We start from the raw sequence: 16,098 nt of genomic DNA on the forward strand, positions 1-16,098 counted from the left end.
AAAAAGATTGCAAATTATATGACATTAAAATATAATAACGTTAAGAAAACGTTATATATTTTAATTGAGAGGTGAATGGGGATGGCGGCTATGATGACGTTCACCCGCCTGTCGGATGAGGAGAAGTACGAACGGTTTATGCGACGCATCGAGGCGGGGGAAAAGATCGAAGCCGATGACTGGATGCCGGATGAGTATCGGATGACGCTCATCAAGCTCATTGCGATGCATGCGGTGAGTGAAATTATGGGAGCGCTTCCGGAAAAAGAATGGGTGCCGAAAGCGCCGTCGCTGCGCCGCAAACTCGGCATCATGGCGAAGGTGCAGGATGAGATGGGGCACGGCCAGCTGCTGCTTCGGGTGGCGGAAGACTTGATGGCTCCGCTTGGCAAAACGCGGGAAGAGATTATCGAAGATTTGTTGAACGAACGATTGAAGTTTCATAACGTGTTTCATATGCCAGCGCCGACATGGGCGGATGCGGGGTTGATCGGCTGGCTTGTCGACGGGGCGGCGATTATGACGCAGACAAACATGCTTGATGCCTCGTACGGACCGTACGCGCGGGCGTTGAAACGCATTTGCGCCGAGGAAGTGTTTCACGCCCAGCACGGTGAGTCGATCATTTTGGCGCTCGCCGAGGGTACGAAGGAGCAAAAAGAGATGCTGCAAGAGGCGCTCAACCGTTGGTGGGAGGCGCTCCTCATGTTTTTCGGCCCGCCGACGGCCGACACGACGGGAACGTCAAAGCAAGACATCACCATCAAATACCGCATCCGCACGAAAACGAATGAACAGCTGCGCCAAGACTTCTTTACGAAATATGTGCCGCGCATTTGGGCGCTTGGGCTGAAGATTCCTGATGAGACAATGCATTTTGACAAAGAGAAGGGCCGATGGATTTACCGGCAGCCGGATTGGGAGCGGTTTAAAGAGATCATCCGCAACAAAGGGCCGAAGTCGCAAGAGCGGCTTGAGCTTCGGCGGACGGCGTATAAGCAGAACGCGTGGGTGCGGGAGGCGCTCAGCGCCGTACGGACGGCCGGATGAGGAGGGATGGCCATGGCGGGGAAAGAACAAGGATTTTATCAAGTGTTTGAAGTGTTCAGCCGCAAAGCGCCGGATGCGCCGATGCAGCATCAATTCAGTCTGCTTGCCCCCAATGAGGAGATCGCGCTCGTGATGGCGCAGGAAAACTTTATGCGCCGCGAGCCGGTCGCGGACCTTTGGGTCGTGAAGCGGGACTATATCCGGCGAATGAGTGAGGAGGAAAAAGCAACGCTCAAGCGGCTTGACAACAAAGATTACCGGTTGACGCGAGGATATGGGGATTTAAAGAAACGATGGCGCAAATATGAGCAAAACGTGCTTGATGAGAAGGAAATTTTGTCATGGAAAGGCGAGATTCGGCGATGAGCGAAAAACCGATTCACTTCCATCCAGACGGTCAAGAGGCGCTTGTCGAGCTATTGTTTCAGCTCGCGGATGATGATTTTTTGCTTGCCTACCGCGGCTCGGAATGGCTTGGGTTGGCGCCGCATATCGAGGAGGATATTGCGTTTTCTTCCATCAGCCAAGATACGATGGGGCATGCGGCCATGTATTATCAGCTGCTTGAAGATCTTGGCTGTGGATCAGCCGACGAATTAGCGCACGCCCGCCCGGCTCCGGCGCGGCGCAATGCGGTGTTGCTCGAACGCGTGAACGGCCCGGGCCATTATTTGCGCGAGCCCCGATATGATTGGGCGTTTACTGTTGTTCGCCACTATTTTTATACGCAGGCGAAACGCGTCCGCCTCGAGTCGCTGACCAAAAGCAGCTATGCCCCGCTTGCCGAAGCGGCGGCGAAAATTCAAGTGGAGCTGCATTACCACCTGCTTCATTGGCATACGTGGTTCGTCCAGCTGACGAACGCCCCTGGGGAAGCGCGGACGCGAATGACAAAAGCCATTCAGGACGTGGCTGCTGATTTTGCCGGCGTGTTGACGCTCGGGGCGAAAGGGGCGGACATGGTGCGGCATGGGCTGATTGATGACGAAAAGGTGCTGACGGAAAAAACGATCGCCGCGCTGGCGCCGGCGTTTGCCGAAGTGGGGCTTGAGTGGCCGATGCCGTTTGACATGAAGCATGGAAACGGCCGCAACGGCGAACATACGCCCGATTTGGATGAGGCGCTCGCGACGTTGTCAGAAGTATACCGCGTCGTCCCGCATGCGGTATGGTAATGTCCGCGCCGCCGTTCGCCAAAGGGCGGCGTTGGGCATGACGCCTTTTGGTGGCGGCGAAGTGCTTGTTCAAGGGGCAAAACGGCGGCGAGTTGGAAAATGTGAGGGAGAACCATGACAAACGAAGACGTTTGGAAAGCGTTAGAAACGGTGAAAGACCCGGAAATCCATTCGATTAGCATTGTCGATCTTGGAATGGTGGAGCAGGTGGACGTTCGGGACGACGCGGTCTCGGTCCGACTGCTGCCGACATTTCTCGGCTGCCCGGCGCTTGATATCATCCGCGCCCGAGTGGAGGAAGCGGTGAAGCAAGCAGGGGCCTCGGCGGTGGCGATTGAGTTTCTTCGCCATCCGCCGTGGACGTCCGATCGGATCAGCGAAGCCGGGCGGGAGCGGCTGAAGCAGTTTGGCATCGCTCCGCCGCCGCGGCAAATGCCGTCAGGGGCATGGCAAGTGGAATGCCCCTATTGCGGGGCGGAGCGGACCGTCATGGAAAACTTGTTTGGGCCGACTGCCTGCCGCAGCATTTTCTACTGCAAACAATGCAAAAATCCGTTTGAGGCGATGAAGCCCGTATTGACTTCGGGATAAGAAAAGGGAAAGGAGACGTTCGCGATGTTTAAAATGATCGCCTTGTACAAACAGCCGAAAGACAAGGAGCAGTTTGACGCCCATTACTACGGAACGCATGTGCCGCTGACAGAAAAAATCCCCGGCCTTCGAAAAATCAAGGTGACGAAAATTACGGGGACGCCGATGGGGACGGAAAGCGAGTATTATTTGTTGTGTGAAATGTATTACGACAGCCAAGAGGCGTTTCAAGAGGCGATGAAAACGAAAGAAGCGAAGGCATCGGCAAAAGATGTCATGTCATTTGCCGGCGATCTCGTCACCTTTATGGTCGGTGAGGAAGTGGAACATGAGTGAATGGAATTCCATTGCGGTGCGGCAAGAAGGAGCGGTGGGCGTCATTGAGCTCTTCCGTCCGAATGTATTGAATGCGTTGAGCCGGCAAATGGTGGCGGAAATCGTGGCGGCCGCAGAAACGTTTGACCGGGATGAAAAGGTGCGTGTCATTGTGCTCACTGGGCGTGGACGGGCGTTTGCGGCGGGGGCGGATATTCAAGAGATGGCGGAAGATGATCCTATTCGTCTTGAGCTATTGAACCAGTTTGCCGATTGGGATCGCCTATCCATTGTGAAGACGCCGATGATCGCCGCTGTAAACGGGTTGGCGCTAGGGGGAGGCTTTGAGTTGGCGCTTTCGTGCGACTTGATCGTCGCCTCGACGGCGGCCGAATTCGGTTTTCCAGAAGTCAACCTCGGCGTTATGCCAGGTGCGGGAGGAACGCAGCGGCTGACGAAGCTCATCGGCCCGAAGCGGGCGCTTGAATGGCTTTGGACCGGGGCGCGTATGTCGGCGAAAGAAGCGGAGCGGCTAGGGATTGTCAACTGCGTCGTCAGTCCGGAGCTTTTAATGGAAGAAACGATGCGGTTGGCGCGGCGCCTCGCTGAACAGCCGCCGCTCGCCCTTCGGCTGATCAAAGAGGCGGTGCAAAAAGCGGTCGACTATCCACTGTATGAAGGCATGCAATTTGAGCGGAAAAACTTTTACCTATTGTTCGCCTCGGAAGACCAAAAAGAAGGAATGGCGGCCTTCCTCGAAAAACGGAAGCCGCGCTTCCAAGGAAAATAAGGGGGGCGTTCGATGTACGAAACGATCCATTATGACGTGAAAGGTTCGGTCGCCTGGCTGACGCTCAACCGTCCGGACCAGCTCAACGCGTTCACGGAGCAGATGAACGCGGAAGTGACCAAAGCGCTCAAACAAGCAGGGGCGGATCAAAACGTCCGCTGCGTGGTGATCACAGGCGCCGGCCGGGCGTTTTGCGCCGGGGAAGATTTGAGCGGCGTGACGGAAGAAATGGATCATGGCGACGTGTTGCGCACCCGATACGCGCCAATGATGAAAGCGCTTCATCTTCTTGAAAAACCCGTTGTCGCAGCGGTGAACGGGGCGGCGGCCGGCGCGGGCATGAGCTTGGCGCTGGCGTGCGATTTCCGGCTTCTCTCGGAAAAAGCGAGCTTTGCTCCCGCGTTTATTCATGTCGGCCTTGTGCCGGATGCGGGCCATCTCTATTATTTGCCGCGTCTTGTCGGTCGGGCGAAGGCGCTTGAACTTGCGGTGCTCGGGGAAAAAATATCAGCTGAACAGGCAGCTTCGCTCGGATTGGCGACAAACGTGATTCCTCTATCTGCCTGGGAAGAGGAAGTGCAGCGGTTTGCCGAGCGGTTGGCGGCCATGCCGACGAAAGCGATCGGACTGATCAAGCGGCTGCTTCGTGAAAGCGAAGAAACGACGTTTGACCGTTACCTCGAACGGGAGGCGGAATGCCAGCGCATTGCGGGATTGACGGCAGACCACCGTGAAGGCGTCAAGGCGTTCTTTGAAAAACGAAAACCAATATTTCAAGGAAACTAAGCAAGGGGGAACGAAACGATGGCGACTGTCAAACAAAAGAAAATGGAATCGATGCCAACGAAACGCGATTTCTATCATTTGATTATTAATGGAGAACGGGTGGAAAGCGCCTCGGGCGAAACGTTTGTGGTCACCAATCCGGCCACTGGCGAACCGGTCGCCCGCGTCGCCAAAGGGACGCGCGAGGATGCCGAACGGGCGGTGCAAGCGGCGCGGCAAGCGTTTGACCGCGGGAAATGGCGGCATTTTCCGGTGCAAAAACGGGCGCGCATCTTGTACCAAATTGCGGCAATCATGCGCGAACGTTTCAACGAGTTGGTGGAACTGGAAATTTTAAATACCGGTAAAGCGTTGTCGGCTGCTCAAGGACAAGTGATGCAAGCGATCGAAGATTTTGAGTTTTTCGCTGGGGCGATCATCGGGCATCGCGGGGCGGTCAACCCGATGCCGGGGTCGTTTCACAACTATACGGAAAAAGAGCCGGTCGGCGTGTGCGCCCAAATCATTCCGTGGAACTATCCGCTCATGATGGCGGCTTGGAAAATCGCGCCCGCCATTGCCGCCGGCTGTTCGGTTGTCGTCAAACCGGCGTCGCTGACGCCGCTCACCTGCCTTGTGCTGGCGGAAATTTGCCATGAGGCTGGCGTGCCGGAAGGGGTTGTCAATGTGGTGACAGGCGCCGGGGCGGAAGTCGGCGATTACCTCGTCGAACATCCGCTCGTCGACAAAGTCGCGTTCACCGGTTCGACGCCGGTCGGGAAGGAAATTATGGAGAAGGCGTCGAAAACATTAAAACGGGTGACGCTCGAGCTGGGCGGCAAATCGCCGAGCCTCGTGTTTGCGGACGCTGATTTAGAGGCGGCTGTTGCGGGTTCGTTGTTCGGCATTTTCTACAACAGCGGCCAATCGTGCGAGGCGCGCTCCCGCTTGTATGTGCATGAAAGCATCTATGACGCGTTTATGGAAGCGTTCGTGGCCAAAACGAAGCAGCTGAAGCTTGGCAATCCGTTTGATGCCGGCACGCATGTCGGAGCGATCATCAGCCGCGGGCAGCTCGAAGTGATTGACGAATACGTGCAATCGGCCGTCGCCGACGGAGCGGAGGTCGCCGCCGGGGGAAAAGAGGCGGTTGTCGATGGGTTTGAAAACGGTTACTGGTATGAGCCGACGATTTTGACGAACGTGAACCATCAAATGAAAGCGGTTCGAGAAGAAATTTTCGGACCGGTTGTCGTCGTGATGAAATTCCGCGATGAAGCCGAAGCCATTGAATTGGCGAACGACAGCGACTATGGGCTCGCTGCCGCCATTTGGACGAAAGATCATGGTCGGGCGGTTCGTGTAGCCAAACAGCTGCGCTCCGGCATTGTCATGGTCAACAGCCCATTCTCCGCTTTCCCTGGCACGCCGTTTGGCGGCTACAAACAGTCCGGATTTGGGCGAGAGTTGTCTGTCGAGGCGCTTGATTTGTACACAGAAACGAAGAGCGTGCTGTCGTATTACGGTCCGCGTCCGCTGAATCCGTTCGGCGTCTAAGGAAGAGGCCGCCCGCCGCATGCCGGAAGCATCGTACAGCCGGCCGCGTCTTCAAAAGCGCGGCTTGGTCGGCCCAATCGGCTGATCCGGCGGCCAGGCATGGGAAAAACGTGACCGTCCATTCCCGTTCTAGCATGCTATTCATGGCAATGGAAGAAACACGGCTGTTCCGTTTGCCGAGCACCCCGTCGCTCGTGATGGGGTGCCCATTCATTTGATGGCGTCCGCCGCTTGGCGAAAGGAAACGCCGGCTCGATGCACCCGCCGTCTTACATCAACACGCGAGAGGGGGAAGACGATGATCGAACGCCTTGTTGTCGTCGGCAGCGGCGTGATGGGGAGAGGCATTGCTTATGTCGGCGCTGTCGGCGGGTTTCAGACGACGTTAGTTGACGTCAAGCAAGAACAATTGGACAGCGCTCGGAAGGAGATCACTTCTATTTTTGAACAAGCGGTCACTCGAGGAAAATTGACAACTGGAGAGCGGCAAGAAGCCGAGGTGCGTCTGTCGTATTCGCTTGATTTGGCAGCCGCTGTGCGCGATGCCGATTTGGTCATTGAGGCAGTGCCGGAAAAACTCGAGTTGAAAAAACAAGTGTTTGAGACAATTGACGCCCATGCGCCAGCGTCATGCTATTTCGCCACGAACACGTCCACGATGAGCCCGACGGAAATCGGCTCGTTCACGAAGCGGCCGGAGCGGGTGATCGCCATGCACTTTTTCAATCCGGTCCATAAAATGAAGCTGGTGGAAATCATCCGCGGCCTTGAAACGAGCGATGAAACGGCACAAGTGGCGAAAGAAGCCGCCGAGCGAATGGGGAAAGAAACAGTGGTGGTCAATGAATTTCCGGGATTCGTCACGAGCCGGATCAGCGCCCTTGTCGGCAATGAAGCGTTTTATATGCTGCAGGAAGGGGTCGGGACGCCGGAAGAGATCGACAAAGCGATCAAGCTCGGCCTCAACTTCCCGATGGGCCCGTTTGAGCTTGCGGATTTAGTCGGGCTCGATACGAGGCTGAACAACTTAAAATATTTGCACGAAAAACTCGGAGAAAAATACCGTCCGGCGCCGCTGTTGGAGCAATACGTCAAAGCGGGGCGGCTCGGCCGCAAAACAGGCCGCGGCGTCTATGACTATACGAATCGGGAAAACAGCTGATTCGCTGGAAAAGGAAGGGAGAAAACATGGGCAGAGAAGTCGTGATTGTGGATGCGGTGCGCACGCCGATTGGCCGCTACAAGGGAGCGCTGAAAGAAGTAAGGCCCGATGATTTGGCGGCTGTTGTCATTCGGGCGCTCATCGAGCGAAACCCGAATGTGCTGGTCGAGCAAATTGATGATGTCGTCTTTGGCAACGCCAACCAGGCCGGCGAGGACAACCGCAACGTCGCCCGCATGGCGGCGCTGTTGGCCGGGCTGCCGATTGAAGTCGCGGGGGTGACGGTCAATCGGCTGTGCGGTTCGGGGCTTGATGCCGTCAATTATGCGGCGCGGGCGATTTTGGCTGGTGAGGCGGACATCATGATCGCTGGCGGCGTGGAAAGCATGACGCGTGCGCCGTTTGTCATGCCGAAGCCGGAAAGCGATTTCCCGCGCGGCAACATCGAGATGTACGACACGACGATCGGCTGGCGCTTTATCAATCCGAAAATGCACGAAATGTACGGCACCGACAGCATGCCTCAGACGGCGGAAAACGTCGCCAAGCGGTTCGGCATTACGCGCGAGGCGCAAGATGAGTTTGCCTACGAAAGCCAAATGAAAGCAAAGCAAGCGATCGAAACGAATCGGTTTGCGGATGAACTCGTGCCGGTCATTTACCACGATAGAAAAGGCAACCGCGTCATCGTCGACAAAGATGAGCATCCACGCCCGGATACGACGCTTGAGAAACTGGCGAAGCTGCCTCCATTGTTTGAAAACGGCACGGTGACGGCCGGCAACTCTTCCGGCGTCAACGACGGAGCAGCCGCGCTGCTAGTCATGGGCGCCGAGAAGGCGAAGGAACTCGACCTCAAACCGTTGGCTACTTACGTCACCTCGGCGGTCGCGGGCGTGGAACCGGCCGTGATGGGCATCGGCCCGATTTTTGCGACGCGCAAGGCGCTGCGCCGCGCCGGGTTGTCGCTTGACGACATCGGGCTTGTCGAGCTGAACGAAGCGTTTGCCTCGCAAGCGTTGGAATGCATTCGGCAGCTTGGGCTTGATCGGGCGAAAGTGAACGTCAACGGGGGAGCGATCGCCCTTGGCCACCCGCTCGGCGCGAGCGGCGCCCGCATTTTGACGACGTTGATTTACGAAATGCGAAAACGCGGGGTCACCTATGGGTTGGCGACGATGTGCATCGGTGTCGGCCAAGGGATCGCGACGATTGTGAAAAACGCGGACGAACGGTGAGTTTCACCTCGGTGGCTGGACGCTGTCCAGAGGGCCGGCGATCGACGAAAAAGGCGATCCCGGCCCTTTCTTATCAGCGAACGTGCATCATGCGAGGCCCTGTTCACCCAACCGGTGGCTGCTGAACTGGGCGGAAACAATCATGGCGATTTCATGATCAGAGCTGCTGCCCCAACTATTTTTCCATTAGAGAAATTTGGTCGAACCAGCTTTTGTTTTGAATCCAATGCTGACGATTTGCGCGCAGCGCTCCGTTTTTCACCCGAAGGTCCGGAGCCTCAGCGGTGCGGCTCTTTTTTATTCCGTTTGTTTTTCGTCCGTCTTGCCAGCGTGATAAAAGTCTGTTACGATTATAGTTCGAACACAAGATAAAGGGGTTTAGGCAAAATGAATACGCGCTCACTCATTTTTACGATTTACGGCGACTACATCCGCCACTACGGCGGTGAAATTTGGATCGGCAGCTTGATCCGTCTTCTCCGCGAGTTCGGCCATAACGACCAGGCGGTGCGGGCCGCGGTGTCGCGCATGAGCAAGCAAGGATGGATCCAGGCAGAAAAACGGGGCAATAAAAGCTACTATTCGCTCACCGTGCGCGGCGTCAAGCGGATGGAAGAGGCGGCGCGGCGCATTTACAAAACGCGCCCGGAGCATTGGGACGGGAAATGGCGCATTCTCATCTATACGATTCCTGAGGAGAAGCGGCATTTGCGTGATGAGCTGCGAAAGGAGCTTGTTTGGAGCGGGTTTGGCACGATGTCCAACAGCTGCTGGATGTCCCCGAACAATTTGGAGCAACAAGTGTACGATTTGATCGACAAGTACGACATCCGCCCGTATGTCGACTTCTTTTTGGCCGAATACGATGGGCCGCATACGAACAAGCAGTTGGTGGAAAAGTGCTGGAACTTAGAAGAGATCAACGAAAAATACGAGCAGTTTATTGCGGTTTACAGTCAGAAATACGTGATTGACAAACATAAAATCGAGCGCGGAGAAATGTCGGACGCGGAATGTTTTGTCGAGCGGACGAAGCTCGTCCATGAATACCGGAAGTTTTTGTTCATCGACCCTAGCTTGCCGGAAGAGCTGCTGCCGAATGAGTGGATGGGAAGCCATGCCGCCGCTTTGTTCAACGACTATTACCAACAGCTCGCCGCACCGGCCAGCCGTTTTTTTGAAGCGGTGTTTCAAGAAGGGGCAGAGCTTGAGAAAAAAGAAGAGGAAGAGATCTCAGTGGAATGAAACGGGATGCACGGCGCTATGACGGCTGTGCATCCCGTTTGACATTTCATCATTCTCATCTTTTAAAAAATGTGTTACCAAAAGTAAAAGGAGTCACATCTAACCCAACAGAACGACAAGCAAGACAATTCCTTCGAGCGTGGGAACGGGCGAAACGATATGAACAAAAGGTAAAACGCCTAGAGGAAGCCGTATCGAAGCTTCAGGACGAGCGAGAGAGAATGGTGGCCGAAGCGTTGATGGATGGCGAAAAATTGTACATGATTGCCCAAGAACTCAACGTGAGTCGCCAAATAGTCCACGAAATTAAACGTTCGGTCATAAAAAAGTTAGCTTTTGAGTTATATGGAGAAGAAACAAAAGCCAGCTTACTACATAAGTAGGCTGGTTTTTTGTGCAAATTTAGCAAAAAAGTGTTGATATTCTTTATGCTATATAGTATAATAAAATCAGGAGGTGAGGAAAATGGTAACAGGATTGCTGGTTGTTACCGCAGTCATCAATTTAATAACCGCCGTGATTAATCTAATGACAGCGATAAACAATCGTAAGAAAAATGATGACTGCGATGAACAACCCTAAGAAAAACAAGTAAATAAACGAGGTGAGCAAGAGGGCTGCCACCCTCGAGCTCACTTCAAATATAACACACACGTGATTATATTTGAAGGAGGTTGACACGTATGACACTAGTTTATGCAGCTTTAGGGATTTCCATTATAGCTTTATGCGTTTCTATTGTCGCTTATAACATCTCCAAAAAGTAAAGGTGATGAAGATGATTGTAGTCAAACCTCAACTTTCAAAGATACTGAAAGAGCGCGGCATGACTCAAATGGAACTATCAGAGAAATCAGGAGTCAATCAGGCGACAATTTCGCGTTTCGATAAAAGCACTCGTTTTGAAGCGTGGCATTTAATTGCTATTTCTCGCGCTTTGGGTGTTTCCATCGAAGATCTGTTTGAAGTGATTGAAACGTCCGATTGATGGACGTTTTTCTTTTTTAATTTACTTGGTTCATCACCAAAAGATGTACTTGCACCTGCCAGTAAAGTATGTTAGTCGTTTCTAACCGAACCCGTAATGCAAAACGCTGGATATTTCTGTATCCATATCCTCGACGTTTGATCAGCTTGATCTTGTTGTTCGTTCCTTCCATTTTCCCATTCGAGTAAGGGGATAAAATGCAAGAAACGATTTCTTCTGTTCGCTTGACGAGCGCTTTTGCAATCGCGCGCACAACCGAACAAGGACAAAACGAATACCGATGAATCCAAGACTCCAAACGTCGTTTCGCCTGTTGCTCGTCTTTGCTTTTGGACACATAACGAAAATGTTGGAGCGATTGGTAGACCGACTTTAAGTCATCGCTTTCATTACACCATTCTCGTACGATTTGACGTTCTTCCTCCGTCAATTTCTCTGGGCATGTGCTCAATAAACGGCAAACGTAACGAACATTTCCGTGTTTCTTGCTTCCTTTGTCTACATATTTGCGGCAACGATCTAAAGCATCCGTAAACAGCTGAATGACATGGAAATAATCGACCACGTGTGTCGCCTCTGGGCAACCCCCTTGAATGGCTTTTTTCATCGCTGGGGCTAAATCGCTTACGACATACTGAACAGAACGAGACACATGCGCCAACGCACGTCTGATGGCTTCCTCGTTCTTTCCAGCTTCGATGGCATACCCTTCTCCCGTCTCGGCATCCATGATCGCCACTGCGTAGTCATGCCCTTTTCGAAAGGCAAATTCATCGACACAAACCGCCTTTGGTTGGATATCATTCGATAGGAAGGAAGGGGCATGGGTATAAAACCAACGTTCCACGGTCGTGTAAGGGAGTTTGAGCATCCGAGCTACTGCCTGAATGGATGTCCCGATGCAAGATTGCGCCACCCATTGCTGAAAAGCGTCTGTTGCCACACTTGGAGGGGAGATTCCTGGATAAGACGTGCTGAACGTCATGCCACACGTACTACAACGTCTGCGCTCGACAGGGAGTTCAATCCAAAAAATCCCGATTCGTTGAGCATAGCCATGCATCCATTGCTTCTTTTTTCCTGTCATTTTGATCGTGCGTTTCAAGCAGACAGGACATAACGGGCATTGTTCAGGTAGAGAAAGTTCGAAAATCCAACGATCTCCTTCTTTTCGCACCTTTTGAATCAAAACATCTGGTAAATCGATAAGTTCTTTGATAAACTGAGCGTACATGCGAATTTTCCTCCAATGGTTTGGTTTGGTCACCTTTACCATACAGGAAAATTCGCATTTTTTGTACCCTCTATTTTCGCTATGCACACCGATCTTAAATCATCAAGTACAACTTGTGGTGAAGAGCCAAAGCGTACCAAAACGGCCATATTGTGTACTTGGATCCAAATTATTGGTACCTCTCGGGCGGCGGATTGACGTCGGTGTCGGAAATGATCAAACAAGTGGGACAAGGGCTTGAATGATGGACAGGCGGGCTTAGACAGCCCCGCCTGCTTTATCATCATAAAATGACCTGTTTAATTTTGTAGATTTCCCGTTCGTGTTCAATGGCTTTGTTTGAGAGGAAGGTGATGTCAAGCTTCACGTTGTTCAGCTGCTCGGTGAATGATTGGGCATGGGCATCAACCTTTTTCTCTAAGGAGTCGAGTCTTTGGTGGATGGAAGAGACTTCACCGTGAAGTTTATGCACGTCCATTGCGAGGGCTTCCAGTGCGGCATCGGTTTCGTCTTGGCGGTGAAGAAGAGCAGACATCAGGTCATACAGCTCTTTTTGACCGGCTTTGATATGCGCTTGTTCTTCTTCTAACCGCTTTTGGCCTTGAAGGAGAGCTTGCTGGATCCGACGGAATTCTTCCTGTTCTTTTCGAATTTCTCGTTGTTCTCTTCGGATTTCCTGCTGCTCTTTCCGCATTTCCTGTTGTTCTCTTCGAATTTCCTGCTGTTCTTTTCTTATTTCTTGTTGTTCTCTTCGGATTTCCTGCTGCTCTTTCCGTATTTCCTGTTGTTCTCTTCGAATTTCCTGCTGTTCTTTTCTTATTTCTTGTTGTTCTCTTCGAATTTCCTGCTGCTCTTTCCGAATCTCCTGTTGTTCCGCTTCCAACCGCTTATGGCTTTCGACGAGGAGATGCAGCGTATCTTCGATATGGCCGAGTCGGTCGAACAACTGCAAAAAAATCTCTTCGCTCATTTTGGCACCTCTTTCATCCTCATTTCTTTCATTATAGCACATATGTTCTTGTCAAACAAGCAGGAATGGTGTATATAGGAAAGCGGTTAAACATATGATACAATGAATGGACAAAGCGGCCAAGATCTTTTTTAGAAAGAAAGGAATCGGGATTATGCTCTACGTTTCTCCTGCGAAAATCGCAAGCTATTTTTACCATGAATGCGAGCGGAATTTTTACTTTCAGTCATTGGCGAAAGAACAGCGCGGCGAGCTCGATGTGCCCAAAGAGCTGTTTGAGCGGCCTAGCGTTCATAAGAGTGTGTTGCTCCGCGGAGTTGAGTGGGAAGAGGAAGTGATTTCGACACATTTGGCCGGCCAGGTGAAAATGGGGAAGCGATTGCCAGGCATGCCGCTTTCCCACTGCTTTTTGGATGGCGTGGAGACGATCCAAGAGCTGAAACGGCCGAGCAAACGCTACTTGTATCAACCGACGTTGATCGCGCCGCCTCGCTTTTATGAACGGTACGGGTTGGATCCACACGTGATCCGGTTTGCGGCGTGCCGTCCGGATTTGATTGAGTGCAGATCGGAACAAGACGGCTTTGCGTTTCGGATCATCGACATCAAATCATCAGATGTATTGAAACTTTCCCACCGCGTGCAAACGGCGTTGTATGCGTTAATCTTGTCTTTGATTTTAGAGGAGCACGGCATTGCGGGCAACGTTGATTTGCGCGAAGCGGGCGTATGGATGTACGGGGCAGGGCAGCCGCGAGCAGCTGATATCAGTCAACTGCTTCCGTATATCGAACAGTTTTTAACTAGCGAATTGACAGCGCTGGCCACAAAACAGGCGGACGAGTTGTTTTGGCACTTCGATTACCGTTGCGAATGGTGCCCGTTTTACGATTATTGTTTAGACAAAGCGCGGCAACAGAAGCACATTTCCCTCGTTCCGTACTTATCGAGCCACGCGTCCCGCTTTATCCGTGAGCGGCAGCTGCCCGAGACGATCGGCGAGTTTCGCCAATTTCTTGAACGTCAAGAAAACAGGCATGTGCTGAAACAAAACGCTGGGCTGGCGCGCCAACTTCGACGACTTGAAGCGCAGCTTGAGGCCATCGCACAAGAAAAAGTCGTTCCGTATGATCGTGCGGTGACACATATGCCTATATGGGAAGACATCCGTCTTATTCTCACCGCGCAACGCGATCCGTTGACGGGCAAGATCGCGGCGGCATCGTTGTACCGCGTCGGTGGGGCAGATGTGTTTGGAACAGGATCGGAAATGCATCATGTTATCGCCGGTTCGTTCGAGGAATGCGACGCGGTCGGCCGGAATTTTGCCGATGCGCTTGATCGTCTGCTTCATATGGTGCACGATTACAACCGAGCGCGAGAGTGGCGGGCGCAAAAGTCCGTGCAGGCGTATGTCGCCGACAACTACGAATGGGACAATGTGCAGCAGCTGCTTCAAGAGCTTTTGTTCGATCCAGAATATAACGAAAAAGCGGTTCGGCTGCTGTCTTATTTTCATAGCAGTGTGTTATCAAGCGCCAGCGATCATCCGTGCGAAATGGTTCCGCTTCCTGTCGTTGTCCTGACAACCGCAGCGAGCCAGTTGTTCGCCTTGCCCGTGCATGTCGCTTACCGTCTTGAAGACTTGTCGCGATATATTGCGGCCTACAATGACTCGCCGTTTCTGTACTCGGCGAGTGAGCGTTTTTCGTTTCGTTTGACGAACGCCATGAAAATGGACGTGCTGCACGACGCATGGCAAACAGGGGACGAGGAGAAAAGAAAAGCGGTCGAGAAGGAACTGAGCCGGCGCCTTTGGGCGGCGAGCAGCGTCATTCAAGGCATCCGCGCGTGGGTTGCCAACGTCCATCCTCCTCCGCTTGTCGTTTGGCCGGAAAAATTCCGTTTTCCCTCTTCGGCGGATTACCGCGATCCGCTTGTGTCCAAGTTGGCGTTTATGGCGCGCTACGAGGCGCTATTAAACTACTTGGATATTCGCCAAAGCCGCCTGCTCCCGCTTCCGGAGCGGCTTGAGAACGGAGTGACGCTTCATGTCACGTACCTTGGCGGCGATCGGTTCCGATTGAACAACCACCAGGCGCTGGAAACGATCGATCAGAAGGCGGGCTGGCTTTTGACGGAGTGCAATGAGGAAGGGGAAAAGGCGCAGCAGACGTTTCCTGATATCAAATACGCAGGCGACTGGTCAGCGCCAAAAGGGGCCAACTTGTACTTTACCCGCATTCGCGCCATTCATGATCATGGCAAAAAGGTTGAACTCGAGCTCGAGTTGCCCAAATGGCTCGACCGTTTCCCGCTTGTGGAAGGAGAGGAGTATTGGCTGTCGCTCCGGCATGCTGATTTCACTATGCCGCGCGTCTTGCGGGCGTTGCAACAGTTGGATCAGGAAAATCACCGCATTCTTAGTTTGATTCGCGACCCGGCTCGCTACCGGAAAACGTTTCGGCCAAACTGGGATGTAGATGAAGTGAAGATGCTTCTCCGCCAAAGCGGACTGACAAAAAGCCAGCGTCAGGCATTTCTCCACTTTCTCCACCATACGTTGACGCTCGTCTGGGGGCCGCCTGGCACTGGGAAAACGCACTTTATCGCTGCTGCCCTTCAGTTGCTTATGACGATTTATGAGAAGCGGGGGCGGGGGCTCGCTATTCTTGTTTCTGGCTTCACCCACGCGGCGATTGAAAACTGCCTGCGTAAAATTCAGGAGCTTGTGCCGCGGCGCCGTGTCCACATTGCCAAGCTCGGCGAGATTCAGACGGAAAAGTTCCATGGGCAACGTTTTGCCCTCCACCCGGGCATGAAAATCCCCCTTTTCTTCCCATAATGAAGAGTAGGCGCAAACAGTTCAATAGGACGTTATACTTAATGGTGGCTTGGACCCTGTACGGAAAAGCGTTCGAATCCACTGGGTGCACCACCCATTGTCCGCCCTTTCCCGATGCGGAGGAAAGGTGACGACGAACGGAAAACTGCCGCATTTCTCCCGTGGATTCGCTG

At 53.0% G+C, this 16,098-nt stretch carries 15 protein-coding genes and 2 pseudogenes; 15 read left to right on the forward strand and 2 right to left on the reverse strand.

What is annotated here, in order from left to right; translation table 11 throughout:
• The first annotated feature begins 81 nt into the window (after positions 1-81).
• The 13 genes from paaA (at position 82) to LG52_RS05330 (ending at position 10,876) form a co-directional block, all read left to right on the forward strand.
• Positions 82-1,050 (forward strand): 1,2-phenylacetyl-CoA epoxidase subunit PaaA, encoded by a 969-nt coding sequence (gene paaA, locus LG52_RS05270; RefSeq protein WP_044731150.1) that lies wholly within the window; start codon positions 82-84, stop codon positions 1,048-1,050.
• Positions 1,051-1,062: 12 nt separating this feature from the next.
• Positions 1,063-1,416: a 1,2-phenylacetyl-CoA epoxidase subunit PaaB gene (gene paaB / locus LG52_RS05275; protein ID WP_042380853.1), complete on the forward strand. Its 354-nt coding sequence runs from the start codon at positions 1,063-1,065 to the stop codon at positions 1,414-1,416.
• Positions 1,392-2,225: a 1,2-phenylacetyl-CoA epoxidase subunit PaaC gene (paaC, locus tag LG52_RS05280; protein ID WP_044731151.1), complete on the forward strand. Its 834-nt coding sequence runs from the start codon at positions 1,392-1,394 to the stop codon at positions 2,223-2,225. Before paaB ends, paaC begins: the two co-directional genes overlap by 25 nt.
• 114 nt (positions 2,226-2,339) lie before the next feature.
• Positions 2,340-2,816, forward strand: a complete 477-nt coding sequence (paaD, locus tag LG52_RS05285; RefSeq protein WP_044731152.1) for a 1,2-phenylacetyl-CoA epoxidase subunit PaaD — start codon at positions 2,340-2,342, stop codon at positions 2,814-2,816.
• 24 nt (positions 2,817-2,840) lie between these two features.
• Positions 2,841-3,152: an EthD family reductase gene (locus tag LG52_RS05290; RefSeq protein ID WP_011231526.1), complete on the forward strand. Its 312-nt coding sequence runs from the start codon at positions 2,841-2,843 to the stop codon at positions 3,150-3,152.
• On the forward strand, positions 3,145-3,921 hold the full coding sequence (locus LG52_RS05295; protein ID WP_044731153.1) for an enoyl-CoA hydratase/isomerase family protein: 777 nt from the start codon (positions 3,145-3,147) through the stop codon (positions 3,919-3,921). Before LG52_RS05290 ends, LG52_RS05295 begins: the two co-directional genes overlap by 8 nt.
• Before the next feature lie 12 nt (positions 3,922-3,933).
• Positions 3,934-4,707 (forward strand): enoyl-CoA hydratase-related protein, encoded by a 774-nt coding sequence (locus LG52_RS05300; RefSeq protein WP_044731154.1) that lies wholly within the window; start codon positions 3,934-3,936, stop codon positions 4,705-4,707.
• Between the two features lie 18 nt (positions 4,708-4,725).
• The gene (locus LG52_RS05305) at positions 4,726-6,243 is read left to right on the forward strand and encodes an aldehyde dehydrogenase family protein (RefSeq protein WP_044731155.1); all 1,518 of its coding nucleotides are present in this window, start codon (positions 4,726-4,728) and stop codon (positions 6,241-6,243) included.
• Between the two features lie 298 nt (positions 6,244-6,541).
• Positions 6,542-7,405 carry a 3-hydroxyacyl-CoA dehydrogenase gene (locus LG52_RS05310; protein ID WP_044731156.1) on the forward strand — a complete coding sequence of 288 codons (864 nt, stop codon included), beginning with the start codon at positions 6,542-6,544 and terminating at the stop codon, positions 7,403-7,405.
• A gap of 26 nt (positions 7,406-7,431) precedes the next feature.
• Positions 7,432-8,643 (forward strand): 3-oxoadipyl-CoA thiolase, encoded by a 1,212-nt coding sequence (locus LG52_RS05315; protein ID WP_044731157.1) that lies wholly within the window; start codon positions 7,432-7,434, stop codon positions 8,641-8,643.
• A 387-nt stretch (positions 8,644-9,030) separates the two neighbouring features.
• Positions 9,031-9,888, forward strand: a complete 858-nt coding sequence (gene paaX, locus LG52_RS05320; protein ID WP_044731158.1) for a phenylacetic acid degradation operon negative regulatory protein PaaX — start codon at positions 9,031-9,033, stop codon at positions 9,886-9,888.
• A complete protein-coding gene (locus tag LG52_RS05325; RefSeq protein ID WP_052524471.1) occupies positions 9,885-10,271 on the forward strand; it encodes a hypothetical protein in 387 nt (128 codons plus the stop codon). The genes paaX and LG52_RS05325 overlap by 4 nt, the downstream gene beginning before the upstream one ends.
• A 395-nt stretch (positions 10,272-10,666) precedes the next feature.
• Positions 10,667-10,876: a helix-turn-helix domain-containing protein gene (locus tag LG52_RS05330; protein WP_044737242.1), complete on the forward strand. Its 210-nt coding sequence runs from the start codon at positions 10,667-10,669 to the stop codon at positions 10,874-10,876.
• Positions 10,877-10,892: 16 nt separating this feature from the next.
• Here LG52_RS05330 and LG52_RS05335 read toward each other — a convergent pair whose 3' ends face one another.
• Entirely contained in the window at positions 10,893-12,110 is a 1,218-nt protein-coding gene (locus LG52_RS05335) for an ISL3 family transposase (protein WP_044731160.1), read from the reverse strand.
• Positions 12,111-12,232: 122 nt separating this feature from the next.
• Here LG52_RS05335 and LG52_RS20480 point away from each other — a divergent pair.
• A pseudogene (locus LG52_RS20480) lies at positions 12,233-12,355 on the forward strand (ABC transporter); the annotation flags it as partial.
• A 38-nt stretch (positions 12,356-12,393) separates the two neighbouring features.
• Here the strand turns inward: LG52_RS20480 and LG52_RS05340 are convergent.
• Positions 12,394-13,080, reverse strand: coding sequence for a hypothetical protein (locus LG52_RS05340; protein WP_044731161.1), 687 nt, complete (start codon positions 13,078-13,080; stop codon positions 12,394-12,396).
• Positions 13,081-13,234: 154 nt separating this feature from the next.
• Between LG52_RS05340 and LG52_RS05345 the strand changes: the two are divergent.
• Positions 13,235-15,874: pseudogene (locus tag LG52_RS05345) on the forward strand (AAA domain-containing protein); the annotation flags it as partial.
• Between the last annotated feature and the right edge of the window lie 224 nt (positions 15,875-16,098).

The sequence above is a fragment of the Geobacillus kaustophilus genome, assembly GCF_000948285.1.
GTDB classification, from domain to species: Bacteria; Bacillota; Bacilli; order Bacillales; family Anoxybacillaceae; genus Geobacillus; species Geobacillus thermoleovorans_A.